The 25502-nt window shown below is 65.6% G+C and carries 28 protein-coding genes; 15 read left to right on the top strand and 13 right to left on the bottom strand.

Annotated elements, in window-relative coordinates:
• The first annotated feature begins 437 nt into the window (after positions 1–437).
• The 5 genes from V7S63_RS24325 to V7S63_RS24345 all read left to right on the top strand — a co-directional run bounded on the left by V7S63_RS24325 (position 438) and on the right by V7S63_RS24345 (position 3736).
• Positions 438–929 carry a cupin gene (locus V7S63_RS24325; protein ID WP_336532120.1) on the top strand — a complete coding sequence of 164 codons (492 nt, stop codon included), beginning with the start codon at positions 438–440 and terminating at the stop codon, positions 927–929.
• 83 nt (positions 930–1012) lie between these two features.
• Positions 1013–1228 carry a hypothetical protein gene (locus V7S63_RS24330; protein ID WP_336532121.1) on the top strand — a complete coding sequence of 72 codons (216 nt, stop codon included), beginning with the start codon at positions 1013–1015 and terminating at the stop codon, positions 1226–1228.
• Between the two features lie 8 nt (positions 1229–1236).
• A complete protein-coding gene (locus V7S63_RS24335) occupies positions 1237–1467 on the top strand; it encodes a hypothetical protein (RefSeq protein WP_336532122.1) in 231 nt (76 codons plus the stop codon).
• A 30-nt stretch (positions 1468–1497) separates the two neighbouring features.
• The gene (locus V7S63_RS24340) at positions 1498–2718 is read left to right on the top strand and encodes an MFS transporter (protein ID WP_442896513.1); all 1221 of its coding nucleotides are present in this window, start codon (positions 1498–1500) and stop codon (positions 2716–2718) included.
• Positions 2719–2836: 118 nt separating this feature from the next.
• A complete protein-coding gene (locus V7S63_RS24345; RefSeq protein WP_336532124.1) occupies positions 2837–3736 on the top strand; it encodes a LysR family transcriptional regulator in 900 nt (299 codons plus the stop codon).
• On the opposite strand, the gene V7S63_RS24350 is transcribed toward V7S63_RS24345, so the two are convergent.
• Positions 3717–4382, bottom strand: coding sequence for a peroxiredoxin-like family protein (locus tag V7S63_RS24350; RefSeq protein ID WP_336532125.1), 666 nt, complete (start codon positions 4380–4382; stop codon positions 3717–3719). The genes V7S63_RS24345 and V7S63_RS24350 overlap by 20 nt on opposite strands.
• A gap of 135 nt (positions 4383–4517) precedes the next feature.
• Between V7S63_RS24350 and V7S63_RS24355 the strand changes: the two genes are divergently transcribed.
• From V7S63_RS24355 to V7S63_RS24385, 7 genes are read left to right on the top strand one after another with little or no spacing between them, the layout of a single operon-like run.
• Positions 4518–5348 (top strand): 3-hydroxybutyrate dehydrogenase, encoded by an 831-nt coding sequence (locus tag V7S63_RS24355; RefSeq protein ID WP_100962822.1) that lies wholly within the window; start codon positions 4518–4520, stop codon positions 5346–5348.
• 22 nt (positions 5349–5370) lie between these two features.
• Positions 5371–6690, top strand: a complete 1320-nt coding sequence (locus V7S63_RS24360; RefSeq protein WP_100962821.1) for an NAD(P)/FAD-dependent oxidoreductase — start codon at positions 5371–5373, stop codon at positions 6688–6690.
• Entirely contained in the window at positions 6690–7784 is a 1095-nt protein-coding gene (locus tag V7S63_RS24365) for a patatin-like phospholipase family protein (RefSeq protein ID WP_336532126.1), read from the top strand. Before V7S63_RS24360 ends, V7S63_RS24365 begins: the two co-directional genes overlap by 1 nt.
• A 40-nt stretch (positions 7785–7824) precedes the next feature.
• The gene (locus V7S63_RS24370; protein ID WP_100962820.1) at positions 7825–8331 is read left to right on the top strand and encodes a hypothetical protein; all 507 of its coding nucleotides are present in this window, start codon (positions 7825–7827) and stop codon (positions 8329–8331) included.
• Positions 8332–8356: 25 nt separating this feature from the next.
• On the top strand, positions 8357–10252 hold the full coding sequence (locus V7S63_RS24375) for an adenylate/guanylate cyclase domain-containing protein (protein WP_336532127.1): 1896 nt from the start codon (positions 8357–8359) through the stop codon (positions 10250–10252).
• An 8-nt stretch (positions 10253–10260) separates the two neighbouring features.
• A complete protein-coding gene (locus tag V7S63_RS24380) occupies positions 10261–11082 on the top strand; it encodes an MBL fold metallo-hydrolase (RefSeq protein WP_336532128.1) in 822 nt (273 codons plus the stop codon).
• A gap of 59 nt (positions 11083–11141) precedes the next feature.
• Positions 11142–13205 (top strand): mechanosensitive ion channel family protein, encoded by a 2064-nt coding sequence (locus V7S63_RS24385; protein ID WP_336532129.1) that lies wholly within the window; start codon positions 11142–11144, stop codon positions 13203–13205.
• A 300-nt stretch (positions 13206–13505) separates the two neighbouring features.
• Here the strand turns inward: V7S63_RS24385 and V7S63_RS24390 are convergent, their stop codons facing one another.
• From V7S63_RS24390 to V7S63_RS24400, 3 genes are read right to left on the bottom strand one after another with little or no spacing between them, the layout of a single operon-like run.
• Complete coding sequence (locus V7S63_RS24390; RefSeq protein WP_336532130.1) at positions 13506–14816, bottom strand: sensor histidine kinase; 1311 nt, start codon at positions 14814–14816, stop codon at positions 13506–13508.
• Positions 14809–15471: a response regulator transcription factor gene (locus V7S63_RS24395; protein ID WP_091842484.1), complete on the bottom strand. Its 663-nt coding sequence runs from the start codon at positions 15469–15471 to the stop codon at positions 14809–14811. Before V7S63_RS24395 ends, V7S63_RS24390 begins: the two co-directional genes overlap by 8 nt.
• Positions 15468–15806 carry a PepSY domain-containing protein gene (locus tag V7S63_RS24400; RefSeq protein WP_336532131.1) on the bottom strand — a complete coding sequence of 113 codons (339 nt, stop codon included), beginning with the start codon at positions 15804–15806 and terminating at the stop codon, positions 15468–15470. The genes V7S63_RS24395 and V7S63_RS24400 overlap by 4 nt, the downstream gene beginning before the upstream one ends.
• Before the next feature lie 107 nt (positions 15807–15913).
• On the opposite strand from V7S63_RS24400, the gene V7S63_RS24405 reads away from it, so the two are divergent.
• Positions 15914–16663 (top strand): hypothetical protein, encoded by a 750-nt coding sequence (locus tag V7S63_RS24405; protein ID WP_336532132.1) that lies wholly within the window; start codon positions 15914–15916, stop codon positions 16661–16663.
• A 159-nt stretch (positions 16664–16822) separates the two neighbouring features.
• Here the strand turns inward: V7S63_RS24405 and V7S63_RS24410 are convergent, their stop codons facing one another.
• The 7 genes from V7S63_RS24410 to V7S63_RS24440 form a co-directional block, all read right to left on the bottom strand.
• Positions 16823–17317 (bottom strand): hypothetical protein, encoded by a 495-nt coding sequence (locus V7S63_RS24410; protein ID WP_336532133.1) that lies wholly within the window; start codon positions 17315–17317, stop codon positions 16823–16825.
• A 228-nt stretch (positions 17318–17545) separates the two neighbouring features.
• Positions 17546–18316, bottom strand: a complete 771-nt coding sequence (locus tag V7S63_RS24415) for a 3'-5' exonuclease (RefSeq protein WP_336532134.1) — start codon at positions 18314–18316, stop codon at positions 17546–17548.
• A gap of 813 nt (positions 18317–19129) precedes the next feature.
• The gene (locus V7S63_RS24420) at positions 19130–19816 is read right to left on the bottom strand and encodes a response regulator transcription factor (protein WP_336532135.1); all 687 of its coding nucleotides are present in this window, start codon (positions 19814–19816) and stop codon (positions 19130–19132) included.
• 105 nt (positions 19817–19921) lie between these two features.
• Entirely contained in the window at positions 19922–20203 is a 282-nt protein-coding gene (locus V7S63_RS24425) for a hypothetical protein (RefSeq protein ID WP_100962811.1), read from the bottom strand.
• Between the two features lie 224 nt (positions 20204–20427).
• Positions 20428–21090 (bottom strand): PAQR family membrane homeostasis protein TrhA, encoded by a 663-nt coding sequence (gene trhA, locus V7S63_RS24430; RefSeq protein WP_336532136.1) that lies wholly within the window; start codon positions 21088–21090, stop codon positions 20428–20430.
• Between the two features lie 145 nt (positions 21091–21235).
• Positions 21236–21742: a YciE/YciF ferroxidase family protein gene (locus V7S63_RS24435; RefSeq protein WP_091842470.1), complete on the bottom strand. Its 507-nt coding sequence runs from the start codon at positions 21740–21742 to the stop codon at positions 21236–21238.
• A gap of 38 nt (positions 21743–21780) precedes the next feature.
• Complete coding sequence (locus V7S63_RS24440) at positions 21781–22722, bottom strand: hypothetical protein (protein ID WP_336532137.1); 942 nt, start codon at positions 22720–22722, stop codon at positions 21781–21783.
• A gap of 306 nt (positions 22723–23028) precedes the next feature.
• Between V7S63_RS24440 and V7S63_RS24445 the strand changes: the two genes are divergently transcribed.
• Both V7S63_RS24445 and V7S63_RS24450 read left to right on the top strand, forming a co-directional pair.
• Entirely contained in the window at positions 23029–23382 is a 354-nt protein-coding gene (locus tag V7S63_RS24445; RefSeq protein WP_336532138.1) for a hypothetical protein, read from the top strand.
• Positions 23383–23517: 135 nt separating this feature from the next.
• A complete protein-coding gene (locus tag V7S63_RS24450; protein ID WP_336532139.1) occupies positions 23518–23781 on the top strand; it encodes a DUF1488 family protein in 264 nt (87 codons plus the stop codon).
• Here the strand turns inward: V7S63_RS24450 and V7S63_RS24455 are convergent.
• Entirely contained in the window at positions 23778–23960 is a 183-nt protein-coding gene (locus tag V7S63_RS24455) for a hypothetical protein (protein ID WP_336532140.1), read from the bottom strand. The genes V7S63_RS24450 and V7S63_RS24455 overlap by 4 nt on opposite strands.
• Before the next feature lie 517 nt (positions 23961–24477).
• Positions 24478–25485: a glycosyltransferase family 4 protein gene (locus tag V7S63_RS24460; RefSeq protein WP_336532141.1), complete on the bottom strand. Its 1008-nt coding sequence runs from the start codon at positions 25483–25485 to the stop codon at positions 24478–24480.
• Positions 25486–25502: the final 17 nt, after the last annotated feature.

Consider the following 25502-nt stretch of genomic DNA (forward strand, 5'->3'; position numbering starts at 1 on the left):
CGAGATGATCGGGCGTGGCGGCGGCATGGGCGAGCAGCGCTTCGAGCGTATCGTTCCAGGCGAGGCGCGCGGCATCGCTGGAGATGGTGACGCGGTCGCCGGAGAGATCGTGATGCAAGGCGTAGGACATGGGCTGCTCCATTGCCGCGCCGCAAAGGGGCGCTCTTCAGGGAGTTCGCAGCGGCTCGATCAAGCGCCGTTCAACTCGCTTCACGGACCCGTGTCGATGCGGCGCTCTGAACAATGCTGACGGCAGTGGCGGAATGCGCGGCAGTCCAGCCTGCTCTGCGACAGCGATCATGGCCCGCGATCGATGAGCAGGTGAAATAGCTTTCGGCTATCGAAACCAGAGAAAGCAGATATTTCAGCCGGCTCGATCTCTCCGGGATGCTGCCTTCCGGTCGCGGCATTGCGCGACATTCAGGAAGGAGACGGTCATGTCGAGACGATACGCACCTGCAATCCGCGGCCTGCTGGCGGGGGCCGCCTGCGCTGCTGCGCTCATCCAGGGCATCAGTGCAGCGCAGGCCGGCACCTGCCCGGCCGACAAGCAATTGAAGCAGCCGCGCACGGTCGAGAACGCGCCCGACGTCGGCATCCGGCGCGAAACGCTGTCCGTCGTGAACGTCACCGGCTGGCGCAATCTCGGCGATCTGCGCCTGCGCACGCGCCGCCTGACCGTCGCGGTCAACGGGATCGTGCCCTTCCATCGCCATGACGACCGCCCCTCGATCGTCTACGTCGCCTCCGGCGAGATCATCGAGCACAGCGCCTTCTGCTCGGTCCCAATCACCCACCGGACCGGCGAGTGGACGCCCGAATTCGGGCCCGGCCACGCCCATTGGTGGGAGAACAAGTCGGGCAAGGAAGTGGTCCTGCTCTCCTCCGACATCGTCCCGCCGGACATGCTCGACGATCCCGACATGTAACGCCCGATCATGCCGATGCGGGCCGGCCTTCGCCGCCCGCCATCCGGTGCCCCGATCCAACCCGCATCCTGTCGGAGGTCGTCATGCTGACGAAGGTCTTCATCGCCCTGGTTGCCTTGTCCTTCGCCGCGCCCGCCGCGGCCGAGACCGAGACTGAACGTGCTGTCACATCGCTCTACGAGCGGTTCGTCGCCGCCCAGAACGCGCGCGACACCAAGGCGGTGCGGGCGTTGATGTGGGTTCGCCGAGTTTCGTCTGGATCAGCGATGGCAAGGCGTTCTGGGGCGCCGACCGGATGATCGAACGCATGAGCGCCTTCCAACGCTCCGATGTCTGGGAGGTGAAGCCGGATCGCGAGCGTGCGCGGGTCGTCGAGGTCAGCCCGGTCAGCGCAGTGCTCTTCCAGCCGCTGAAGCTGACATTGGGTTCCAGAGCTGACCCGCAACGGATCGCGTTCCTCGTCAACGTGCTGTGCGTGCGCACGCCCGACGGCTGGCGGGTCGGCGCGCTCTACACCACCGAGGAAAACCCGAACTGAGCCGGGCCCGGGCACGGCTGCATCCCGAGGATGGGAATGATGCGAAGCGAGAGCGCTCCGGCCGCCATGGCGATGCCGGTCACGAACCCGCGTTCCTGGCTGCGAACCTTCGTGATCGCGCTGACGGCCTTCCTGACGCTGGTCGATCTGTTCGCCATGCAGGCAATCCTGCCGGCGCTGATCCGGCACTATGGCACGAGCCCCGGCGTGATGGGCGTTGCGGTCAATGCGAGCACCATCGGCATGGCGCTGTCGAGCCTCGCCACATCCTATCTGAGCGCCTCGATCGACCGGCGCCGCGGCATCATGATCAGCCTCGCCCTGCTCGCGATACCGACCGCGCTGCTGGCCGGCGCGCCGAATCTTGCGACCTTCACCGGCCTGCGCGTGCTGCAGGGTGTGTTCATGGCCGCGGCCTTCACCTTGATGCTGGCCTATCTCGGCGAGCATTATTCGGCCAGTGACGGCGCGGCGGCCTTCGCGGCCTATATCGCTGGAAACGTCGCCAGCAACTTCTTCGGGCGGCTGCTGTCGGCCTCGGTCGCCGACAGGTTCGGGCTGCCCACCACCTTCTATGCTTTCGCCGTTCTCAATCTGGCGGGCGCCGTCCTGGTGCATGCCACCGTGCGGCGCGCCCCTCCGATGGCGACAGCGACGGCCCCCGTCAACGGCGCGTTGCGGCTGCATCTCGCCGATCCGCAGCTTCGCGCGAGCTTCGCGCTCGGCTTCCTGATCCTCTTCGCCTTCATCGGACTGTTCACCTATGTGAACCTCGTCCTGACTGCGCCGCCTTTGGCGCTCGGGATGATGGAGATCGGCTTCGTCTACTTCGTCTTCGCGCCCTCGGTCGCGACCACGCTCTTTGCGGGCTGGCTGGTGCTGCGCCTCGGCACGCGGCGGAGTCTCCTGGCGAGCCTGGGCGTCGCGCTCGCCGGCTTGCCGCTGCTGCTGCTGCCGTCCCTGGCGGCCGTGCTCGGCGGGCTGGTCCTCTTCGCCATCGGCACCTTCGCCGCGCAGGCGATCGCGACAGGCCACGTCGGCCGGACGGCGCAACGCGAACGCGGCGCGGCGAGTGGACTCTATCTCGCGAGCTATTTCCTCGGCGGCCTCGTAGGCAGCGTCATCTTGGGCCAGGTCTTCCAACGCTTCGGCTGGAGTGCGACCGTGCTCGCCATCGGCGTGACGCTGTCTGCGGCCGCTGGGCTTGCCATGACGCTCGACCGCGATGCGGGCGCGGCGGAGCGCGGATAGAGGCGGCGCGTTTCCGGCAGCTGCCTGTAACCAAACCGCCCGCGCCCGCGAATATCCACCCGATGGCGCCAGATCACCATCGAGCAGCGCGGCCAAGTCTGCCATCCGGGGGATTGGCATGGAAATGCATCAGATCCGCTACTTCCTGGCGGTCGCGCGCAGCCTGAACTTCACGCGCGCCGCGGAGCAGTGTCATGTCGCACAACCGTCGCTGACGCGCGCCATCCAGAAGCTAGAGGATGAGCTCGGCGGATTGCTCCTGCATCGCGAGCGGCAGAACACGCATCTCACCGAGCTCGGCCGGCTGATGCTGCCGCATCTGGAGCGCACCTATGTCGCGGCTCAGGCGGCGAAGGAACTGGCGCGCGGCGTCAGCAAGGGCGACATGGCGCATTTGCGCCTCGGCATCCTCGAAACGGTTTCCGCGGCGGTGCTGGCGGGCCTGCTCGAAAGCCTCAACACCTGCCTCAACGGTTTCGATCTCACGCTCGTAAGACTGCCGCACAGGGATCTCGTCGCCCGCGCTCTGGAGGGCGATTTCGATCTGGTCTTCCTGAGCGATGCGGTGGAGTTGCCCGAGCGCATGCGCAGCTGGTCGCTTTTCCAGGAAGGCAGCCGGCTTGTCGCGCCGCAGAGCCATCCTCTGACTCGCAAGACCAGCATCGCGCTCGACGATCTCGTCGGCGCTGAGATGATCGATCAGATCAGCTGCGTCGATCACGAGCGCTTTAAGTTCGTCTGCGCCTGCAAGGATGTCGCGGTGCGCTTCCGCCATCATGTGCAGGGCACCGACGAATTGCAGCGTCTGGTCCGGTCCGGCTTCGGCCTCGGCGTGCTGCCGGCGAGCGTTCCCCTGATCGAAGGCCTGGCGATGATCCCCTTCGAGGAGACCATCCCGGCGCGCAGCGTTGCCGTTGCGGTGGTCGCCGGCCGCCCCTTCCAGACCGCAACGGAGGCCTGCCTGCGCCTCGCGCGGTCCCGCGACTGGGACGATGCGGTCAGGCTGGCGCCGCTTTGAGCCGGGTCAGTGTCGCCAGGATCTCGGCCGGATCCATGCGATAGCGGAAATCCGGCTCGACGAAGGCTGAGGCGATCTGACCGTCGGGCGCCACCACATAGGTCGCCGGGATCGGCAAGAACCAGGACGGGTTACCGTTGATGCGCGCCAGATCGTAGCCGAGATGCTCATAGATCTCGCGAACCTCGCCAGGCACAGAGATGACGAGCCCGAACGCCAGGGCGAGGCCGAGATCGACGTCGCTGAGTACGTCGAACGGCAAATCGTGCTGGCGTGCGACCGCCAGCCCGCGACCGCCGATCTCGCAGGAGACCACGGCGACGCGCCCACCCAGCGCGGCGATCTCATCATGGGCATCGCGCAGCGCCGTAAGCTCGGTCTGGCAATAGGAACACCAGGCACCGCGATAGAAACTGAGCACGAGCGGCCCGGTCGAGAGAAGCTCGGCCGAGGTGACGAAGCGGCCATCGGCCGCGGTCAGACCGAAGGCCGGCATCGCGTCGCCGGCCCGCAAGGCCCCGGCCCCAGCACCGGTTCGTGCAAGATGCTCGACCATACGGTCATAGGCCTGCGCGATCTGCGGGCGCTCGCGCGCGAGCCACTGGCGCAGCTCGGCAAGGCGTTCGGCAAGGGACGTGTCGCTCATGAGGCGAGGCTGCTCGCGCCGCCCGGCCGCGGCAACAAAAATCGCCATAGCCGGCGGCTATGGTCACGACAGCGCATCGGCATTTCCCGGAGCCGGCCGCCATCCGCATCCTCTTCCGCAGCAAGGAGAGATGCGATGAACGTCCACGCCACAGCCGCTTCCGCGACCACCAGCCATCCACGCCCTCTCGCAGGCCGGACCGCCGTCGTCACTGGCTCCACCAGCGGCATCGGCCTGGGCATTGCGAAGGCGTTGGCGGGCGCTGGAGCCAATCTCGTCATCAACGGCTTCGGCGATCCGCGCAGCATCGAGCAGACGCGTCTGAGCCTGGAGGCAGCCGGCGACGTCACCGTGCGCTTCGACGGCAGCAATCTCGCCGAACCGGCCGGCGTAGCCGCGCTGATCGAGGGCGCGGTGGCGGCTTTCGGCCAGGTCGACATCCTCGTCAACAATGCCGGCATCCAGCATGTCGCGCCGGTCGAGGCCTTTCCGGTCGAGCTTTGGGACGCGATCATCGCGCTCAACCTCTCGGCAGCCTTCCACGCCACGCGGGCCGTCTTCGCCGGAATGAAGGAGCGCAGCTTCGGCCGGATCGTGAACGTCGCCTCTGCGCATGGCCTCGTCGGTTCGCCGTTCAAGTCGGCTTATGTCGCCGCCAAGCACGGCATCGTCGGTTTCACCAAGGCAGTCGCGCTGGAGGGCGCCGAATACGGCGTCACCGTCAATGCAATCTGCCCCGGCTATGTCTGGACGCCGCTCGTCGAGAAGCAGATCGAGGAACAGGCCAAGGCGCACGGCATCGCACGCGACCGCGTCGTCAAGGAGATCCTGCTCGCGGCCCAGCCCAACAAGCGCTTCGCGACCGTCGAGGAGATCGGCGCCCTGGCCGTCTTCCTCGCCTCCGAGGCTGGCGCCTCGATGACCGGCACGGCGATCCCGGTCGACGGTGCCTGGACGGCTCACTGATCAGCAAAGCGAGGAATTCGCCATGGCCGCCATAGCGACGACACCTACCGTTCCGCGGGTTGTGATCATCGGCGCAGGCTTCGGCGGCCTCGCTGCGGCGCACGCCCTGAAGCATGCGCCCGTCGACCTGACGATCGTCGACCGGCGCAATTTCCACCTGTTCCAGCCGCTGCTCTATCAGGTCGCGACCGCCAGCCTCTCGCCGGCCGACATCGCCGCGCCGATCCGCTCGGTGCTGCGTGGCCAGGCCAATGCCCGCGTCGTGCTCGACAAGGTCGTCGATGTCGATCGCCGCGCCCGCCGCGTGGTAACCGAGAACGGCCGCAGCATCCCCTTCGACTATCTCGTCGTCGCGACAGGCGCCCGGCACAGCTATTTCGGCCGTGACGACTGGGCCGTGGCTGCGCCGGGGATCAAGACGGTCGACGATGCGACCCGCGTCCGCGCCAAGATCCTCAAGGCGCTGGAGGAAGCGGAGCTCGAAGACGACGAGGCGATCCGCAAGGCACTGCTGACCTTCGTCATCGTCGGCGGCGGCCCGACAGGCGTCGAGATGGCGGGCGCCATCGCCGAGCTCGTCCGCCATGCGGCCGGCCGCGACTTCCGCCGCATCAGTTCCGACAACATCAGCATCGTGCTGGTCGAGGCCGGGGCGCGCATCCTCCCGGGCTTCCGCGAGGAGCTGAGCAGCTCGGCTCATCATGCGCTCGAAGCCATGGGCGTCAGCGTCGCAATCAGGACCATGGTGATCGATGTCTCGGACGAGGGAGTGATGCTGGGCGCGATGCGCCTTCCGGCCCGGACCGTGATCTGGGCCGCGGGCGTCAAGGCCTCGCCTGCCGGGCGCTGGCTCGATGCTCCGGTCGATCGCGCCGGCCGAGTGAAGGTCGAGGCGGATTTCTCGCTGCCGGACGATCCCGCGATCTTCGTCATCGGCGACACGGCCGCCTATGCCGGAACGGACGGCGCCATGCTGCCGGGTGTCGCCCCGGCGGCGAAGCAGGCCGGGCATTGGGTGGGCAGTCTGATCGCGACGCGCGTTCTCTCGGCGCCCGAGCCCATGCCGTTCCGCTATCGCGATGCCGGTTCGATGGCCACCATCGGCAGAAAATTCGCGATCGTCGACTTGGGCTGGCTCCGGCTCACGGGCTTTCCGGCCTGGCTGCTCTGGTCGGCCGCACATGTCTGGTTCCTGATCGGCTTCCGTAGCCGGCTCTCCGTCGCGACGAGCTGGCTCTGGTCCTACCTGACCTATGAGCGCGGCGCCCGCCTGATTACCGGCCGCGAGATCGCGCTGGCCAGGCCCGCGACAGAAACCCTCCAGCAGAAGGACGCCGCCTGATGTCCCCGTCGACCGTTCTCGATCACGAAGCCCGCTCGCAGCCGGAAGGCATGGCGGATGTCCCGGGCGCCAATGCGCCGACCATCAATCTCGCCCTCCAGGGCGGCGGCGCCCATGGCGCCTTCGGCTGGGGTGTGCTCGACATGCTGCTGGAGGACGGGCGCATCGAGATCGACGGCCTGTCCGCGACCAGCGCCGGTGCGATGAACGCCGTCGTCTACGCCTATGGCAAAATGGCCGGCGGCAAGGCGCATGCCCGCGAATTGCTGGAGCTCTTCTGGCATCGGATCAGTCGCGCCGGCCGGACCGCCAGCCCCTACCAGCAGACCCCCTTCGATCTCTGGCTGGAGGGTTTCGGCGTCAAGGAGCCGGTCAGCTACCGCTTCTTCGAGGCCCTGACCCGGACCTTCTCGCCGCACCAGCTCAATCCGCTCGGCTTCAACCCCTTGCGCGACGTGCTGACCAGCGTCGTCGACTTCGACGCCCTGCGGGCGTGCCGCTGCACCCGCCTGCGGCTCTGCGCGACCAATGTGAAGACCGGCAAGCCGCAGATCTTCACCAATGAGATGATGTCGCCGGAGGTCGTCCAGGCCTCCGCTTGCCTGCCGATGCTGTTCCAGGCCGTGGAGGTCGACGGCCATCACTACTGGGATGGCGGCTATGTCGGCAATCCCGCGATCTACCCGCTGATCTACGATGCGCAGGCGCGCGACATTCTCGTCGTCCACATCAATCCGATCGTGCGGCCGGACGTGCCGAACGACCCCTCCGAGATCTTCAACAGGATCAACGAGATCAGCTTCAATTCCTCGCTGATCCGCGAGATGCGGGCGATCGCCTTCGCCACCAAGCTGATCGATGAGGATTGGATCCGCCCCGAGCACCGCGACAAGCTGCGGCGCGTCTTCATCCACGCGATCCGCTCAGACGATGCGATGGCCGAATTCTCGATCGCGTCGAAGTTCAACACGAGCTGGTCTTTCCTGACGCGCCTGCGCGATCTCGGCCGCGCCGCGGCGGCGCAGTGGATCGCCGCGCATCTCGACGACATTGGCCAGCGCTCCACCGTCGACCTTCACCAGGAATACCTCTGAACCGCCAGTTCCGCGGCAACCGACTTCCAAGGAGGATCTCATGAGCATGACGACCGCCACCAACACACCGGGGGTTATCGCCCGCCTGGTCCCCACCGCCCGCCAGAGCTGGCATCTCGTGCTCGGAGGCTTCGCCGCCACCGGCTTCTACGAGATCTGGGCCAATTGGCCGACGCAGCTCTTCGCGGGCTTTCCACTCGAACCGCCGGCGCTGGTCAAGCTGCTGTTCCAGCGCCAGTTCGGCCTTTCCGTTCCGGATGTCTGGGCCAAGGCGCTGCACTACGTCACCGGCTTCATCTTCTACCCTCTCGGCTACTGGCTGACGACACGGCTGGTGCGGCTCGGCCATCCCGCCGATGGCTGGCTCTGGGGGGTGGTCACCTACTTCATCGCGCTCGGCCTGCTGGCGCCGCTAGCCGGCCTGCCTTTCCTGCTGATCGGCGACAACCTGCAGCTCTCCCTGATGAGCCTGATCGGCCATGCCATCTTCGGCTATGTGCTGGCGGTGGTGTTCCAGGCCCTCGAAACCACCCATCCCTCCGGCTGACGGCCGGCCGTTGCGGGAGGCCACGATGCGCACGGGCCTGCAGACCATCCTGACGACGCTCGCGCTCGGTTGCGTGCTGATCGTGGCCGGCAGCGTGCATATCGCCTGGTGGCGAACCGCGACGCGCAACAGCACGGCGCTTGCCATCGAGATCGAGCGACAGGTCACGACCTCGGTCCGCCACGAGTGGTGGGCGCAGGTCACCGGCGCAGAAGCTGCCTGGGGCGCCGCCGCCAGGCTGATCGAACGGGACAGCTCGCTCGCCGCACGCGACGCGGCCCTGACGCAGCCGCTTGGAAGCATGTCGCTCGTTACCGCGCTGGCCCATGAGGGGACGAAGGGCACTGTCGCGGCGATCGAGCCCGGCAAGCGCGGCAGCGAGCCCCGGCTGCAGACCGTGGCCGGGATCTGGCCGGCGGCCGATGGCTCCACACCGGGCTGGGTTTCCGCCATCGACCCAGCCGAGGCAGGGCCGGCGGTTGCCTATGTCGGCCGGCTGTCCGATGGCAGTCGCCTCGGCGCCTTCGTGGCACTCTCGCAATTCTCCAGGCTCCTCGGGCAGATCGCGGTCGGCCGGACCGGCGGCGCGGCGGTCATCGACCCCGCCGGCCGCCTTGTCGTCGAGCCGGCCGGCCATGACCGGGATCGCACGAAGCTGATCAAGGTCAGCCGCCGCATCGGCGCAGCGCTGGCGCAGCGGGCGGAGCAAAGCGAGCCGGTGCCCGAACGCATCGCCGTCGAGCTGGCCGGGGAGCGCTTCGCCGTCGGGCTGTCGCCACTGCATTTCCAAGGCTGGCAGTTCGCGGTCATCGTGCCGGAAAGCGACTTCCTGGGGGAGATCGATGCGACCACCCGCCGCGTGGGCATTGGCCTTGCCCTCGCCATCGCCTTGGCGGGACTGGTCGCCGCTGCCCTGGCGAAACTGCTGCTGGTCCAGCCGATCCGTGCGGTGGTCGCCGATCTGGCCCATCTCGAACGCTTCGAGCTCGACGCATTGGTCCATCGTCGTTCGCGCCTGATCGAGATCGACCAACTTTCCGCGGCCCTCGCGCGCATGGCGGCGGGGCTGGCGAATTTCGGCCGCTTCATCCCCGTCGATCTGGTGCGGGAACTGGTCGCGCATGGCGGCCGGGCCGAGCCGGGCGGCACGTCGGCCCGCATCACCATCCTGTTCGCCGACCTCGCCGGCTTCACACGTCTAGCCGAGCGCCTCGGGCCGGCCGTGCTGCCGGTCGCCAGCCGGTTTCTAGAACTCGCCTCGGAAGCGGTGGAGCGGCGTGCAGGCACGGTCGACAAGTTCATCGGCGACGCGGTCATGGCCTTCTGGGGTGCCCCGCGGCCGCAGCCGCATACGGCCCTGGAAGCCTGCCGTGCCGCGCTCGCCATCGTCGCGGAGACGGCAGCGGCCGGGTTGATGGATGCCGAAGGGCAGCCGCTCAAGGTGCGCGTCGGCCTGCATTCGGGCGAGGCCATCATCGGCAATATCGGATCGCGGACCCGGCTGAACTACACCGCGATCGGCGACAGCGTGAACCTCGCGAGCCGGCTTGAAGGTGCCAACAAAGCCTATGGCACCGCGATCCTGATCAGCGAGGAGACACGGCGCGAAGCGGGCCAAGCCATCCTCGTGCGCGAGGTCGACAGCATCGCAGTCTACGGGCGCGACCTTGGCGTCACCGTCTATGAGCTCCTCGGACTGTCCGCGACGACGATCTGCCCGGCCTGGGTCGAATGCTACGAGCGGGCACTCGCCGCCTATCGGCAGCGCCGCTTCCGCGATGCGCTGCACCTCATCGAGACCTGCCTGGCGCAGAAGCCGGGCGACGGCCCGGCCGTGGCGCTGGCGGAGCGCTGCCGAGATCTGCTCACGGCCCCGCCGCCGCCGGACTGGCAGCCCGTTCACGCTTTGCAGACGAAGTGAGGTTTGCGATGAGCGATTTCAGCGTCCGGTTCTGGGGCACACGCGGCTCGATGCCGGTGTCGGGCGAGCATTTCCGCACCTTCGGCGGCAACACGATCTGCATCGAGGTCGCGATCGGCGAGCAAACCTTCATCGTCGACTGCGGATCGGGCGCGGTCGAGCTGGGACGCGCCCTGCTCGCCGGGGGACGGCGCTCGGCCTGGCTGCTCCTGACCCATGTCCATCTCGACCATGTCATCGGGCTGACCGGATTCGCCCCGCTCTTCAGCCCGGATTTCACCCTCGGCATTCGCGCGCCGCGACGAACCGACATCAGCGTTCATCAGAGCTTGAGACTGTTGTTCCAAGAGCCACTGAGCCCGATCGGATTCGCCTCGCTGCCGGTGCGTCTGGACGCCGCGAGCTTCGAAGCAGGCCTGAACATCACCTTGGACGACACCGTCATCCGTACCGTCACCCTGCGCCACGGCGTCGCCACTTGCGGCTATCGTTTCGACCATGGCGACCGTGCCTTCGTGATCCTGACAGATCACGAGCACATGGGCGACGCGCCCGATCCCGATCTGGTCCGCTTCTGCCGCGATGCCGACCTGATCGCCTATGACGCGATGTGGTGCGCCGACAGCGACTACCCGGCGCATCGCGAGTGGGGGCATTCGACTTGGCAGGCCGGGCTCGCATTGATGCGGGCGGCGGGCGCCCGACGGCTCGCCTGCCTCCATCACGCGCCGACTGCGGACGACGCTGTGCTGCGTGACCGCGAGGCGCGCCTGCAGTTGCTGGCGCCCGAGAGCTTCTTCGCCCGCGATGGCGATGTCAGCTCGCTCTGAAGCGCCGGCTGACATGAGCCGCCTGCACCAAGAGACGTCTTGACCGCGCGGAGGGAGCCATGTCCGAGCGACCGCAGATACGCGAACGCATGCCAGTGAACCTCACACGGCATTGTTCCGCGATGTTCCCCCTTGCCGCTTGCGCTGCGATCGGATGGATGAGTGCGGCGTGGGCGAGTGCCGAGGCATCCTCCGCCGGCATCACAACGCAACGAAGCCTCGTCAGCTATCTGGCGCAGGGCCTCACCGCCATCCGGGACCTGTTCTGGCCGATCCTGACCGCGATTTCGCGAATTCCCGGCGAAACCAGCGATGCGGCCGTTCGTATACTGACCAGCGGCCATCCCGGACTTCTTTGGCGTGCTGCCTGCATCGTGGCGCTCTTGTTGTTGCTTCCGCATGCCATGCGCCGGGGAATCTCGCGCTCAAGGGCGCGCATGAGTGCCTCGAGGACGACCCGGCTCATGTCCGCTTTTGCGTGTGATGTCGGCGACCTGATCGTGATGTTGCTGGCAGCGGCCATCCTGGTTGAGATTGCATTGGGCGACAGTACGCTCATGGCCCGGCTGGGGATCGCCGTGGTCGATACCGTGCTCCGGTTCAGAATCATCATGACGGCCGTCCGGATATTGCTGCGCCCGAGCGAGCCGCCGCTGCGCCTCATCTCGGCCAGCGATGCCCAAGTCCGGCGTGCCATGCCGTTCCTGACGGCCTCGCTGTTCCTGGCCGTCGCCTTCGTAACGGTCATACCGCTGCTGCTTGAAGCCGGAATGAGCTGGCCCGCCGGGCAGGCTTCGGGCGTAGCGGCGGGTATCATCGCCACCGCGTTGATGTGGACCGCGGCACGCCGCTTCCACGCCGAGGCTCCGACGCGCCTGCCGGTGTGCGAAATCGGCTCCGGTATCGCCATCGCTGCCGCCGGGATCGCCTGGATCTATGGCGTCATGTCCCTCGACTTTCCATTCTACGTCGCAACGATCTCGATCGGCGGGATCGTCGTCGGAGCGTTCATCGTCGATCGGCTCCTGCAGGCCTACTGCAACGCCCATGGGGAGGAGCGAGCGAATGCGTCCCTGCCATGGCACCTGGCGCGAGCGCTTGTTACGATCGTGCGCCTTGCCGCGACGCTGGGCGTGGTTCTGATCGTTGCCCGGTTTCTCGCGATGGACTTTCCAGCCTGGCTCGGGGAGCCGCGCTGGATCGAGGTCAATGAGAGCATCGCGCGGGCGGCTGTGGTCATCATCGTCGCCTATGCCCTGTCGGCCTTGGTCAGCACCTGGATCCGCGCCAGATTCGTGACCGTCACCCGCTATGTCCCGGGTGGGGACAACGAATTCCAGCCCGGTTCGCGGCTCCTGACCGTCATTCCTCTGCTCCAGTGGGGGATCACCTTCCTCCTGCTGGGAACGGGGATTCTGGTCGCTCTCGGAGAGCTGGGGGTCAACATCGCTCCGCTGCTCGCAGGCGCCGGCATTTTTGGGCTCGCTCTCAGTTTCGGCGCCCAATCACTGGTGCGCGATATCATTTCCGGCCTGTTCTATATGGCGGACGACGCCTTTCGCATCGGCGAATACATTCAGGCCGGGCAACTCAAGGGGACGGTGGAGAGCATCTCGCTTCGCTCCGTCCGACTTCGCCACCACCATGGCCAGGTGCATACCGTTCCGTTCGGCCAACTCGGCTCCGTGACAAACAGCAGTCGCGACTGGCTGATCGTCAAGTTCAACCTGCGGCTGGCGCGCGACGTCGATCTCGAGTTGGTGCGCAAGACCGTCAAGAAGGTCGGCGAAGAGCTGCTGGCCGATCCGGAGTTCGCACCCGAATTCCTCGAGCAGCTCAAGCTGCAGGGCGTCGCCGATATTCAGGAGGCGGCGCTCGTCGTGCGTCTCAAATTCACGGTTCGGCCAGGAAAGCCAACCGAGATCCGCCGAGAGGCACTGAAGAGGATCATGACAGTATTCGCCGAGCGCGGCATCGCTTTCGCGTCCCACTCGGTGGTGGTGCACGGTGCGATGGATCACCCGGATGTCGCTGCCGGAGTCATGACAGCCACGACGAGAGGCCTCCTCACGGCGCAGCAAGCCGAGCCTCGCGCAAACGTGGCCGACGGGGGCCGACCCTGATGCCGATGGTGCATGTGAAGCGCGGGATCCTCGAACAAGACATGACAGCCAGCGTATACCGAGAGCTGGAGTCCAGCCGGTACGCCCGCAACACGGAATGCAGCAGCTTGGTTTCTCGATTGCAGGCGGAAACGGGAAATGAGGGCTCAGAGGGCCCAATCGTAGCTTGGGATGTATCGGCGCTGCAGGGCAATTTCGCTCCTCGAACGTCCGGCTTCCGGCAGCGCAGCAGAGCCAGCTATTGGCGCATCACCGGCAGCAAGGCCGCGCCCAGGAGACCGAGTTGTGGCGGAATTTTCGCTAATCGGCGCTTGGGAGGGTCAGTTTGACAAGCAGACCCGGCTGCAGCTGGTTCAAGCTGACGTCACCTCCGTAAAGGGCCGCGATCTCTCGCGTGATCGGGAGGCCAAATCCTGTTCCTGGTGTGACCTCATCGAGCCGCCCGCCGCGGCTTAGGGCAATCTCCGCCGCGTTCGCGCTGATGCCTACGCCGTCGTCCCGAACACTTATGACGACGCTGTGTTGAAGGCGCTCGGCGCTGATCGCGACTTCCGACGCCGCCCATTTGCAGGCGTTGTCGAGGAGGTTTCCGCACATCTCGTTGACGTCGTTGACGTCGCAGGCCAGCTCGATGTCGCCCGGTATCGAGACGCTGAAGCGCAGGCTGCGATCGACGTGGATCTTGGACAGCGCCAGAACGAGATCGTCGATCTGGGGGGCGAGCCGTGTCCGGAAATGTCGTCCGCCGAGCAGCGCAGCGGAACGGGCACGACGCAGATGATGGGCGATGCGCCTGTCCATACCCTCAACCAGCGCGCGCAAAGCTTCGCGATCGACATCGTGTCCAGGCCTGAGCTCCGCCGCGAGCGTCGCCAAGGGCGTCTTCAGGCCATGGGCGAGATTGCCGATATGACTTCGTGCACGCTCGGCCTGGTCGGCATTTTGAGCAAGCAACGCATTGAGTTCGACGACCAGGTCGGCCACTTCTGCCGGCTGATTCTCCGGGACACTGCGCGTGCGGCCGGCGCGCACGTCCGCCAGCGCCCGCGATAGGCGCCGCAGCGGCAGCAGGACGAGGAAGACCTGAGCCGTGACCGCGCCCATCAGCGCGAGCGCAAGGGCGCCCAGCGTGATGGCCAGCGTCCTCCGTGCGGTACGGATCGGCGCACTCAGCGCTTCGCGCGGCGCTGCCGCGACGAGTTCGAAGGGCTCGGAGCCGCTCGCGAGCCGAACGGTCCGGTGGCGCAAATGCAGCGGCTCTTCGCGCGGCCCCTTGACCGGCTCCGTCAGAGCCAGTGTCGCGTCACCGAGCGAGCGCGAGCGCAGCAGTGCGTCGCCTCCCGTCACCTGCCAGTACCAGCCCGACAAGGCCCGGTCGTAGGGCGGCAGATCGAGATCGCGCCGCAGCCGGACCGCACCGTCCGAGCCGACGGTGAGCGCCGAGGCAAGTGCCAGCAGCTGCGCATCGAGGCGTTGGTCGATCTGCAGGGCCGTGAACCGGTCGAGCGCGCGGTCGATCACCACGCCAGCGATCAGGAGAGCGATCAGGACGAAGGTGACCGCAGCCAGCCAGAGCCGACGCGCAAGCGAAGGACGGCGCCGATCAGCCATCGCAGACCAGCCGGTAGCCGAGACCTCGGGCCGTCTCGATCCGCCCGGCGCCGATCTTCTTGCGCAGCCGCGCGACGATGACCTCGAGGGAGTTGGAATCGGTTTGGGCGTCGCCCTCATAAACCCGCTCGAACAGCTCCCCGCGCTGCACCGTCAAGCCTTTCCGCAGGATCAACGTCGAGAGGACGCGCCATTCCAGAGCTGTCAGCTTGAGCGGCAGCCCCTCGAAGGTGAAGGTCGCGATCTGCGCGTTGAAGCGCAGCGGCCCGCAAACGATCTCGGGATTGGCGTGCCCCGCGGCGCGCCGCACCAGGGCACGCAGCCGCATGATCACCTCTTCGACCCGCACCGGCTTGACGAGGTAGTCATCGGCGCCGGCCTTGAAACCCTCGACCTTGCTGGTCCAGTCGTCGCGGGCGGTCAGCACGAGGATCGGCAGCTGCCGCTGGCTGCGGCGCCATTCGGCGATGATCCGCAGGCCATCCACCTTGGGCAGGCCGAGATCCACGAGCGCGGCATCATAGGTTTCGGTCGAGCCCAGATGCAGCCCGTCTTCGCCGTCCCTGGCAAGATCGACGGCGCAGCCCTCCGCCCGCAAAGCGTCGCACAGCGAGCGCGACAGGGCCGGATCGTCCTCGATCACCAGAAGCTTCATGGCGTCGGCCGCTTTGTCGCAGTCCCACGCAGCGCACGGGCAAGATCGGGCCCTTCGGCGCTGAGATATCGACCGTCGATCGCAGCGATCCGCACGCTGATCACATCCCCCACTGGAGTCAGCAGCCTGACCTCGTAGACTTCATCTCCGGGTTCATCGTCTTCGGCGTCGTCGAGTTCGACATCGATGACCTCGCCCATGACGCGCTCCTGCGCCACTGCGGCCGCCCGGGCTTCACCGATCCGCGCCTGGCCGATCTTGCCGGACGGTGCCGCACTGGCCGCCCCGATACCGCATAGGCAGGCTAGAAGCGCGAGGGCGATCAGCGTTCTCATCGTGGTGGCCTATCGGAGCCGCCTGAACCGAAACTGAACGGAAGGGTTCAGGCTGGTGATGGCGATGTCGGTTCAGGATACGCTTCATCGCAACAGGAGTTTCGCTGATGTCCCTGAAATCATATCTTCCTCTTGCCATCCTGGCGCCGGCCGCCGTCGTAGCGAGCCTGTCGGGCATCGTCTCCGCCGTCGGCCAGCCGGCCCCGCCGTCTTCGACCCAGAGTGTCGGCATGGTGCGTCTGGAGGGTGAGGTTCGCGAGGTCTTCGGCAACAAGGTCATCGTCGAGGGGCCTGCCGGACGAACGCTCGTCGAGACCGGCCCCGAGGGGCGCGTGCGCGCACCGCTCGCGCCGGGCGACAAGGTCGTCGTCGACGGTATGCAACGCGACGGTTTCGTCCATGCCTCGGCAATCGCGAAAGCGGGCGGTCCGCGCATCGAACTCGGCCGCGGGCCCGATGCCGGACCGGGCGAGCGCCCCGGCGGCCGCCGCGGAGCCGACACGGCCTATCGCGCGGACACCGTCATACAGGCCGTGACCACGGCCGGCTTCCGCGATGCCCGCGTGATCGACGTCAAGAAGCATCACGCCGAGGTCGCGGCTGTTGCAGCGGACGGTCGCAGCTATGAGCTCCATGTCGAGTTCGACGGCCGGATCAGGAAGCAGGAAGACACGACGTTGGTGCGCGACGAGGGCGCGATCAAGACACTGATCGAGAAGGCAGGCTTCGCCTATGCCGGCCAGATGCGCCCCGAGAAGAAGCACATGGTCGTCTCGGCGACCAACTCGCGCGGCGAGAAGGTCGAGCTTGACGTTCATCGCGACGGCTCGATCCGCAAGGAACGCCGGGTCTTTTGACAGTCGGGGGCAAGCGGGCAGCTTTGGAGACGACGATGCAGCCCGCTGCTCCAGCCAGACGGGTAGTTGACCATCTGGTTTCGGGCCAAGGCTCACTGTCCGCAACTGGCGCCAGTACGAACTGTGTGTCCCACCGACCGCTTGCAGCCTTGCCCCAAATCACCGAAGCAGCCCGTCGGCGTCGAATTCGTCCCAGCCTGCGAGGCTTGGCGACGCCTCCTCGGCGGCCTCCCGCTCGGTTTCGCCAGGACCGGAGGCGGCCTTCCGCTTCCGGGCGAGGGCTGCCTTCGCCGCAGCGCGCCGACGATTCTCGGCGCTCCGGATCGCATCCTCCTCCCGCCAGATTGTGGGCAGGTCGCCGTCGAGGATTGTCTCGATGTGTCGTGGGTCGAAGACGTGGAAGGTGACAGTGCGGGCGCGTCCGCGGAGCTTCACGGTACGCGTCCCAACACTTCGCAGGCGACCGTCCTCCAGCCACTTGTGGCGCTCGCGCGAGGAGATCCCGAGGACATCCTCGATCTCGCTCGGAAGCATGGGCAATTCGGTGATGCTTTCGAGCGCATCGCCGATACGGCTGGCGAGCGCAGCGAAGTGCTCCGCGTCAGGCACCGAAAGGATGACGAGCCCAGCATCGACAGTGAGGTGCTTCCGCATGGTCCAAGGAAGACGACGGCGCAGCTCGCGTTCGATCCCCTTCATCCTGACCGAGGAGCCAAGCGTCGTGGATGAAGGAAGCGGCCATTCCGCGACCGATGGGGATGAAGCCGATGTCATGCCCGAGATTCCGTACCCGAAGTCTGCCTTCGGGGCCGGCCTGTCAACCGCCGGAGCACAACGACGTTCCAGTTGGCCTCCTCACACGCATTCCCTCCGGACGTGCGATCACAGCAGGCTCGGCTGGACGGGTGTCAACGGCTCCGGGCCCAGAAGCTCTCCTCGCCGCCTCAACTCCGTCTCGGCGCTAAAGCGGATATCAATGTCGCGATCCAGCGCCAAGTTGCGCAATGCCGCCTCGGGGGCCTGATCCCAGCTCTTGCCGCGGGCCGGGCCGGAAGGCACGCGCGGCAGAAGCCCGGGTTCGCTACTCCAGAGCAGCAGTTGGTCGAGCGATACCTCATTGAGCATGTCGCGCAGGTGATGGGCGGTGACATAGGCGTCAGGCATCGCCCGATGGGCCGGAAGACCGAGCTCGTGGATCAGCCCCTCCGGCATGCGCTGATAGCGCAGCATCTGGTTCGAGAAGCGCGGAAGATGTGGCCACAGCCGCAGCGCGCATTTCCAGGTACAAATCCAGCGTGCGCCTCCGGTCAGCGACGCGGAGCAGTAGCGCATCTCGAAGCCGGCCCGATGGGCCGCGAGCGCGACCACGCCGCCTTCAGGGCGCAGCACGGACGGCGCGATCTGCTTCCAGAATGGCGCGCCCACCACGTCGATATCGCGGATGTGATGGACGGCCATGGTGTCAGCCGAGATCGCACGCCCGGGATCGACGAAGAGCGAACCACGCTCCTCGTTGATGAGCCAACGGCCACCGGCGTCACGCGCGACATCCTGCCATCCGATCTCGCAGACGTCTTGCGGGCCGCCTCCCGCAGTCTCAAGGTCGATCACCCTGATGCGTTCGTGAATCATCGCCAGGAGATCGGCATTCATTCAGGACGGGACAAGTCAGCAGCGTCGAACCGACTTCATTTTGCTAGGTTCGGCCGCCCACATCGCCATGGGTCAGAAACGCTCAGCGAACCCGAGCCGGTGACGTCCGCTTCCCGGGCCGGAAATCAACGATTAAGCCGCCACGGCCGACGAATTGCCACATCGAGACGGTCGTGGTCGGAAATCACCAGAATAGGGCGTCCAAAGTGCGGCTGCGGGCCGGCTTTCGGAATCGCTCGATCAGCACTCCTTGACCGAGGAAACGTCTCGGGTAGAGCCCGTCCCAGTTCAGCCGGGAGTATTCCCGCACCTTCGGCGTCGCGCCGAAACGGGACGCGATGAATGCAGAGGCCTGAATCGACAAGGGAGCCGGAAGGCGGCGGCACGGTGCTATGCTCAATCGAGGTAGCATAGTGGCAGCATCGTTTGCTCAACAGCGAAGGGCCGCTTTCGCGGCCCGGCAAGTAAATGGCGCTATTGAGATTGTCTGGAGCGGGCGAAGGGATTCGAACCCTCGCGCCCAACCTCGGCAGGTGAATTACTTTAGTGTTCTGGTGTTCCACTGGCGTTTGTGGCTGTCAATTGGAATTTACGCGCATCGCTCCCTTCCAGATTACATTGGATGGACTGGCGTGAAGCCGCCGGACGCTGGTGGAATAGCGTGGACCGACGAGACGGCAACCGCGAGGTAACCGCGGATTTTGGCGGTGACGAGGACCCAACGGCCTCGCGTCGAGTATGTCGCAATGCTCAATAAAATGGAGCTGCCGGAAAGACAGTCATCTGGCCTGCGGCGACCAAGGCCCCAGGTCGTCAATCAAAAAGCGTCCATCCACGATCCGAGCCATATCGCATGATGTCTCCTCGCGAAGACAAACCTAGTTTCCTACAGGCGCGGAAGCGATAGGTTTCGACTGACCTGACGCTCAAGCCGGTCTGGTGGGCGATGCTCTTGTTCGAATTGTTTGAGACGACGAGTCGGAGAACCTGTATTTCGCGTTCGCTCAGTGCGTCATCCGGGTTGTCGAGGCGACTTTCCAGGCTGCCTATGGGGCGTCTTAATTCTCGCATCGACAGCGCCAGGCCTCCATCGAGGTACAGCCCGCCGGCCCGAACAGCCTTTAGGGCTTGCAGCAGTCTGTCGTTGGAAGCGCCATTCAGCAGATAACCTGCGATGCCGAGCTGAAATGCTGCCTTGATCGCGCTCGCATCGCGATCATCGCAGACAAGCAAGATCAGAATGAGCGGTGACACGCCCAGAATGCGCCTTACGAAGGCAAGACCGGCCGGCCTCAGCGTACCGATAGAGATGATGGCTACTTCGGGGCTCTGCGAGCGAATGAATTCGACCGCATCAAACATCGTCGATGGCACGCCGATTATGGTCGCACCGGGGACTGCTCCGACAAGTGCGTTAAGGCCAGCAAGCATGATGGGCTGATCGCCGAAAAGCGCAATCCGCTGCGGAGATGGCGCCGGCATTATCGCGAGCCCTTCCATGGGCAGCATTTTCCGAGGTTTCAGATGGAGTCAGAAACAGCTCGCTGAAAGAGAAGCTTCTGCATCGCCCGGAATGGGAGCACGGCCTTCAAGAAATTTGCGTGTCTATTTCTTTTCGGTGCCCGAAGGACCGAACATCTCGGTTAGTGGCTTGTTTGGGTGGCGTGACCGGGCAGGCCGATCCGCATTGCGTTGTCGGGCTGAACCATTGATCTGCGCTTCACCGATCACGCGTTCCCGATCATCGAGACCCCTCACGCGATACTGAGGCTCGCCGTCGACAAGAGAGGGCAAGCGGCGCGTGACCGTATAGAGCCCGATGGCATTCTGGTCGTGAAAGCCGAAAGCCAGGCTGACCTGGTCGCCGACGTCATAGTGATGCGCCATTTCCGTCTCCTGCTTGCGTCAGCCTGAGGAGCTGAGACTAACAGTAGCACATCACATTGAGATCAAATCAAAAATCGGAGCTGTCGCGGCGATCGTGACACACGCATGCCGCAGAGGAATATGGTTCTCCCGGAGCCGCTGGCTCTTATCGGCAGGGTCACTCCCAGTTCCCGAGGCTGCGAGCGAGTACCCGCCAGCCGCTCCGTGAAAGGCCCTAAGCGCCGTCAGCTCGATGGAGCGATCGCATAGGCCTGAAACACGGCCCCGTAGAAACAGCCGGAGGCGACGAGCACGAAAGCGTGCCAGATGGCGTTCTGGAAGGGAAGCGTCTGCCAGATGTGAAAGACCACGCCCAGCGTGTAAAGAAGACCGCCCGTCACGATCAGCCACAAGGCGAGGCTCGGAAGCTGCACGATGCTCTCCCAGGCGAAGATGCCGCTCCAGCCCATGAGGAGATAGAGCGCAATCGACAGCCGATCATATCGGCCGGGTAAGGCGACCTTGAGCACGACGCCGACAGCCGATGCGATCCAGACGACGGCCAGGAGGACATGCGCCGCCGCACTCTCGCCCATTCGCGCCAGGAAAGGCGTATAGGTTCCCGCGATCAGGAGGTAGATGGCCGAATGGTCGAAACGCCGCATCAGCCACTTCACCGGCGAAACCGGCAGCATGTTGTAGATGGCGGAGATGATGAGAACGGCGATCAGCGCGCAGCTGTAGATCGCAACGGGAATCACATCAGGGATCGGCGCTGCTGCGACGACGCGCACGATCAGGTACGCGACTGCGCCGACCCCCAGCACGATTCCGAGCCCATGGATCAGACCATCGGCCCAAAGCTCGGCACGATCGAAGTGGAAGCGCCCCTGCGTCGGCTGGTGCAATTCAGGCCCTTTCCCAGTCGCGCCATGTGGCTCGAATCCATAACGGAACGACGTCGATAGCAAGGGCGCCTGCAGACAATGTGACAACGCCAAGGAAAGGCTCGCCGAACACTGCTCGGCGAGCCTTTCCTGATACCTCTGCGGATCAGGCCGCTTTGGCGACGGCCGCCGAGTTGGCCGGCTCGCCGAGCTGCGTCAGCAGCTTGTCCGTCTTGGTCTCCTCGGCGAGGGTCGCATCCAGCAATGCAACCGCCTCCTTGTGGCCAAGCTGCTTGGCCCAGGATTTGAGCGTGCCGTAGCGGGTCATCTCGTAGTGCTCGACCGCCTGTGCGGAGGCGACGAGACCGGCATCCAGGGCCGGGCTGTCGGCGTAGTCCTCCATCACGGCCTTGCCTTCCTCGAGGATGCCGAGGATCGCGTCGCAGGTCTTGCCACGGGGCGCCTTGCCGATCGCTTCGAACACGTCGCTCAGGCGCTCGACATGGTTCTCGGTCTCGGTGCGATGGGTCTCGAAGGCCTTTTTCAGGTCCGGGGACTTGGCTGCCTTCGCCATCTTGGGCAGCGCCTTCAGGATCTGCTTCTCGGCGTAATAAACGTCCTTGAGCATGTCATGGAACATGTCGTCGAGGGCTTTGGGTGCAGTCGTGGCCATGTTTGTCTCTCCAGGTTTTAAGGGTGCAGGCTTGGGGATCAGGCCTCGACCTTGTCGCGGGCACGGCCTCCGACAGTTGCGCCATAGCTTGAAGCCAGCGCTCCGATCAGCATCGCGATGAAGGTTGCCAGGGCGAAGGAAGCAGCGCCTTTTCGGGCAATGTCGGCCGTCTCGCGAGCCGTCTGCTCGGCCTTGGCGGCGACTTCCTTCGTCTTGGCTATGGCGTCGTTGATGCGCCTTTCGGCATCAGGCTGGCTGATGCCGGTCTGAGCCGCGATCACGCTCGCGACATAGGTCTTGTCGGCAGGCGCCATGTCGCCATTGCGGATGCTCATCGCGACGATCCGGCCGACCTCGGCGCGGGCCGGGGCAGCGTCGGTCGACGACGGAGCCGGACGGTCGGTACGAAACAGGGAATCCGTCAAGTACGCGGAGGGGTCCAGATTTGTCAGATCGATGCGACCGGCCGCCTGGCCCGCCATGCCGGAGACGGACGATGCGACCCCTGACGCTGCGCTGGCGCCAAGCCGTGCTGTGCCGCCAATGATCGCAGACGCGGTCGAGGCCAGCAGCAGTGCGGTGACAATCGCGCTGACGGCCCAAGTCATGAAGCCGTGCGCCGTGTCGCGGAACGCGACCTCATCAGTGTGGAGACCGACGCGCTTGGTGCGCAGCCGGCCGGCGAGATAGCCGCCGGCACCGGCCGCCAGAAGGTGAACAATTGCCAGCCAGGCCAGGGCAGCGATGCCGAACGTCGTGGCGGTGACGCCAGCGCTCGACCAGGGCGAAACGGAGGTGAAGCCAAGCCCGGCGCCGGCGGCGAGGAGCATAAGGGAGATCGACGCGCTGACGACGGCACCTCCCAGTACAGCGCTCCAGGACACAGCGGAGGACGCGCGTGCAGCAGTGCCGTCGGCGACGCCACGGGCGGTATAATCTGTCATGTGGATAGTACTTTCAGGGCGCCGCCTGCGGCGCATTGTGGATGGCCCGATGGCCGCTCGATCTCAGCCCAACTTGTGAAGGGCAGCTCTGTTCCACGCCAGGCAGATGGCTATAGCCGCATCAGCGCCGGGCCATTGCCAGATGCACGCCGCAGAGACCCGTATGCCGGATCGACACGTCGCGATCATCGAAGAAAATGGGGCTCGTCGAATATTCCGATGCTTCATCTAAATATGTCGTTGAAGAAATAATTGAATCGAATCAAATGATGATCAGTCACTCTCAAACCGTGATATGCTTTTCTACGGGAGATTTTCTTCCGGTTCGGAAAGTCCGAGATCATGAAAATTCCAGCAGAACTGAAGCCGGCCGCCTGGGGCGCCGTCGGCGGGGCTATTGCCCTTGCGATCATCGGTTTCACCTGGGGCGGGTGGGTGACGCACAGCACGGCGGAGCGAGAAGCCAGGGCACGTTCGGGCACCGCTCTTGTGGCTGCGCTCTCGCCAATCTGCGTGGCGAAGTTCCAGCAGCAGGCCAACGCGACCGAGCAACTCGTAGAACTCAAGAAGATCAGTTCCTGGCAGCAGGGGGATTTCATCGCGAAAGGTGGATGGGCGACAATGCCCGGGAGTCCTTCGCCAGATTCGGACGTAGCCAAGGCCTGCGCGGCAGCCCTGGGCGTTCCGAAAACCTGAGCCGGCTCCATTCGTCGCGCGGGATTGCGACCGGCCTGCACCTTGTCGCGCGACGCAGCCTCTCGGCGTCGCGTGACAACGATCCCAGCGCACCGGCGGCGCGCCTGAACCTGGTCAACCCTGGAGGATGATCCGATGAGCCTCCACTTTCCCAATCCGATCCGGCGATATGACGCCGCACGGAACTGTGTGTGCTTCTGGGGCTCCGATTCGGCCCTGGAGATTGCATTCGAGGTCGAGCTCGGAGCGTTGCGCAGCATCGACTCGTCAGCCGGGCCGGGCGAAGCGTCGATGCTGCGGGCGTATGATGGCCATCTCGCGACCATCCAGAAGGCTGCTGGGGCAGCCTATTCCCGCAAGCGCCAGAGCTACCATCGATTGACTGCTGCCGACTTTTAATTGTGCTCGCGTTTCTCCCCCGGCGACTGGCCCCCCGGCTTCCCGGGGACGTCGGTTTGCCGCGGCGTGACCTTGCCGGCAGCCGGCGCGGGTTCGGCCGGCGCGGCTGTCGGGATGTTCGTCGGCTTATTGGTGTTTGCGGCCGGCTTCGGCTCGATCGTCCTGAAACGGATCATCATTGTCCCTGTCGGTTCGCTGACACTCGCAGCATGAACTCGGTCCATCAGACCGCTGCCGAGAGCACTGAACGCTACTTCCTCTTTGGCGCTGCGGCCTTCACGACCACAGCGGCAAGACTGTTGGGGGCGGGAGCTGCAAGTTTAGGCTTGTCCTGCTTCGGCTTCTTGGCCTCTCGGTTTCCGCGTCGTTCGCCTTTAGACATGCCGTTCTCGTCCTCGTTCGGAGATCGCGGGGCGCGATCTCTCGGGTCGTGCCGGCCGAAGCTGGGCGCCTCGCAGGCAGCCGCCCATTGAAATGCGCATGCGAAACAGCAGGCGCGGATGTCACTCAGGAGGGGCGAGCAAGGGCTCGGTGCAGTGCGGCCGGCTAGCAGCTGCCGCGGCTACCTGGGGGCGAACCCAGGCGAGTCCTGTCGAAGCAGAGTTGCAGCCTAGGCCAGGGCTGAGGAAAGCGCACGTTATTTCTCCGCGGGGATCCCTTGGGAGCCGCGCGACTCCCCCGCCGGCAGCATGTGGTTCATCCGAGGATGGACCGATAAAGCTTGAGATAGCGATCGGCCATTCGCTCGACGGTGAAGCGCGCCGCAACGGCTGCCCGGCAGGCAGAGCGGTCGATCTCGGATAGGCGTGCGATCGCAGCCACGGCCTCCTCAATGCTATCGACCAGGAACCCGGTCACGCCGTGCTCGATCAATTCCGGCATCGAGCCGCGGCGGGAGGCGATGACGGGCGTGCCGCAGGCAAGCGCCTCGATGACCGACAATCCGAACGGCTCCTCGAAGGTGATCAGGTGCAGCAACGCCTTGGCGGAGCCGAGCGTTTGCGTGCGGGCGCTGCCGCCCACTGGTCCGAGATAGACCACGCTCTCGCTTTCGAGCGCGGGCGCGACCTGCGCGTCGTGGTAGCCGCGATCCTGGATGATGCCGGCCATGACCAGCCGCCGGCCGGCTGCGCGCGCGGCGGCGATCGCCTCGGCCGCTCCCTTGTCGGGGTGGATGCGGCCGAAGAAGAGCAGGTCCTCGCTCCCTACCGGATCGAACGGAAAATCCTCGATCCTGATGCCGTGATGGATCGTCGCGGCATAACGCAGATCGGGGTGCCGGTCCGCGGCGCTGATCGCGACATAATGGGCCCGGTCCTCATAGGCCTTGAAGGCCGGCAGGATGCGCTCCGAGGAGAAGCCGTGGATCGTCGTCACCACCGGCGTGTTGACCAGGCGCGAGAAGGCGAGCGGCACAAAATCGGCCTGGTTGTGGATGATATCGAACTCGCCGGCGCGTTCGAAGACATGGGCGACGTGCAGCAGCTCCCAGACCTTGGCGTCGATCGTCGGGTCTTCGGAGTACGGCGCCGGGCAGATGCCGGCCAAGGTGCCCGCCGTATGACTGTCCCTTGTGGCGAACAGGGTGACGTCGACGCCGCGCGCCAACAGAGCCTCGGTCAACAGGCTCGTCACCAGCTCCCAGGGGCCGTAGTGGCGCGGCGGCGTGCGCCAGGAGATCGGCGCCAGCATGGCGATGCGCATCCGTTCGCCCCTCCCTC

Origin of the sequence: Allobosea sp. CCNWLY174, assembly GCF_037120455.1 — a bacterium.
Lineage (GTDB): Bacteria > Pseudomonadota > Alphaproteobacteria > Rhizobiales > Beijerinckiaceae > Allobosea > Allobosea lupini.

Excerpts from the sequence above, each read along its gene's own strand:
- V7S63_RS24330 (WP_336532121.1), top strand. The coding sequence starts at position 1,013 with ATGCTGACGAAGGTCTTCATCGCCCTGGTTGCCTTGTCCTTCGCCGCG.
- V7S63_RS24440 (WP_336532137.1), bottom strand. The coding sequence starts at position 22,722 with ATGCGCCGCAGGCGGCGCCCTGAAAGTACTATCCACATGACAGATTAT.
- V7S63_RS24420 (WP_336532135.1), bottom strand. The coding sequence starts at position 19,816 with ATGGAAGGGCTCGCGATAATGCCGGCGCCATCTCCGCAGCGGATTGCG.
- V7S63_RS24415 (WP_336532134.1), bottom strand. The coding sequence starts at position 18,316 with ATGAATGCCGATCTCCTGGCGATGATTCACGAACGCATCAGGGTGATC.
- V7S63_RS24360 (WP_100962821.1), top strand. The coding sequence starts at position 5,371 with ATGGCCGCCATAGCGACGACACCTACCGTTCCGCGGGTTGTGATCATC.
- V7S63_RS24355 (WP_100962822.1), top strand. The coding sequence starts at position 4,518 with ATGAACGTCCACGCCACAGCCGCTTCCGCGACCACCAGCCATCCACGC.
- V7S63_RS24435 (WP_091842470.1), bottom strand. The coding sequence starts at position 21,742 with ATGGCCACGACTGCACCCAAAGCCCTCGACGACATGTTCCATGACATG.
- V7S63_RS24325 (WP_336532120.1), top strand. The coding sequence starts at position 438 with ATGTCGAGACGATACGCACCTGCAATCCGCGGCCTGCTGGCGGGGGCC.
- V7S63_RS24460 (WP_336532141.1), bottom strand. The coding sequence starts at position 25,485 with ATGCGCATCGCCATGCTGGCGCCGATCTCCTGGCGCACGCCGCCGCGC.
- V7S63_RS24455 (WP_336532140.1), bottom strand. The coding sequence starts at position 23,960 with ATGATGATCCGTTTCAGGACGATCGAGCCGAAGCCGGCCGCAAACACC.
- V7S63_RS24390 (WP_336532130.1), bottom strand. The coding sequence starts at position 14,816 with ATGGCTGATCGGCGCCGTCCTTCGCTTGCGCGTCGGCTCTGGCTGGCT.
- V7S63_RS24365 (WP_336532126.1), top strand. The coding sequence starts at position 6,690 with ATGTCCCCGTCGACCGTTCTCGATCACGAAGCCCGCTCGCAGCCGGAA.
- V7S63_RS24405 (WP_336532132.1), top strand. The coding sequence starts at position 15,914 with ATGTCCCTGAAATCATATCTTCCTCTTGCCATCCTGGCGCCGGCCGCC.
- V7S63_RS24345 (WP_336532124.1), top strand. The coding sequence starts at position 2,837 with ATGGAAATGCATCAGATCCGCTACTTCCTGGCGGTCGCGCGCAGCCTG.
- V7S63_RS24450 (WP_336532139.1), top strand. The coding sequence starts at position 23,518 with ATGAGCCTCCACTTTCCCAATCCGATCCGGCGATATGACGCCGCACGG.
- V7S63_RS24400 (WP_336532131.1), bottom strand. The coding sequence starts at position 15,806 with ATGAGAACGCTGATCGCCCTCGCGCTTCTAGCCTGCCTATGCGGTATC.
- V7S63_RS24410 (WP_336532133.1), bottom strand. The coding sequence starts at position 17,317 with ATGCGGAAGCACCTCACTGTCGATGCTGGGCTCGTCATCCTTTCGGTG.
- V7S63_RS24335 (WP_336532122.1), top strand. The coding sequence starts at position 1,237 with ATGAGCGCCTTCCAACGCTCCGATGTCTGGGAGGTGAAGCCGGATCGC.
- V7S63_RS24340 (WP_442896513.1), top strand. The coding sequence starts at position 1,498 with ATGGGAATGATGCGAAGCGAGAGCGCTCCGGCCGCCATGGCGATGCCG.
- V7S63_RS24425 (WP_100962811.1), bottom strand. The coding sequence starts at position 20,203 with ATGGCGCATCACTATGACGTCGGCGACCAGGTCAGCCTGGCTTTCGGC.
- V7S63_RS24375 (WP_336532127.1), top strand. The coding sequence starts at position 8,357 with ATGCGCACGGGCCTGCAGACCATCCTGACGACGCTCGCGCTCGGTTGC.
- V7S63_RS24395 (WP_091842484.1), bottom strand. The coding sequence starts at position 15,471 with ATGAAGCTTCTGGTGATCGAGGACGATCCGGCCCTGTCGCGCTCGCTG.
- V7S63_RS24385 (WP_336532129.1), top strand. The coding sequence starts at position 11,142 with ATGTCCGAGCGACCGCAGATACGCGAACGCATGCCAGTGAACCTCACA.
- V7S63_RS24445 (WP_336532138.1), top strand. The coding sequence starts at position 23,029 with ATGAAAATTCCAGCAGAACTGAAGCCGGCCGCCTGGGGCGCCGTCGGC.
- V7S63_RS24380 (WP_336532128.1), top strand. The coding sequence starts at position 10,261 with ATGAGCGATTTCAGCGTCCGGTTCTGGGGCACACGCGGCTCGATGCCG.
- V7S63_RS24350 (WP_336532125.1), bottom strand. The coding sequence starts at position 4,382 with ATGAGCGACACGTCCCTTGCCGAACGCCTTGCCGAGCTGCGCCAGTGG.
- V7S63_RS24370 (WP_100962820.1), top strand. The coding sequence starts at position 7,825 with ATGAGCATGACGACCGCCACCAACACACCGGGGGTTATCGCCCGCCTG.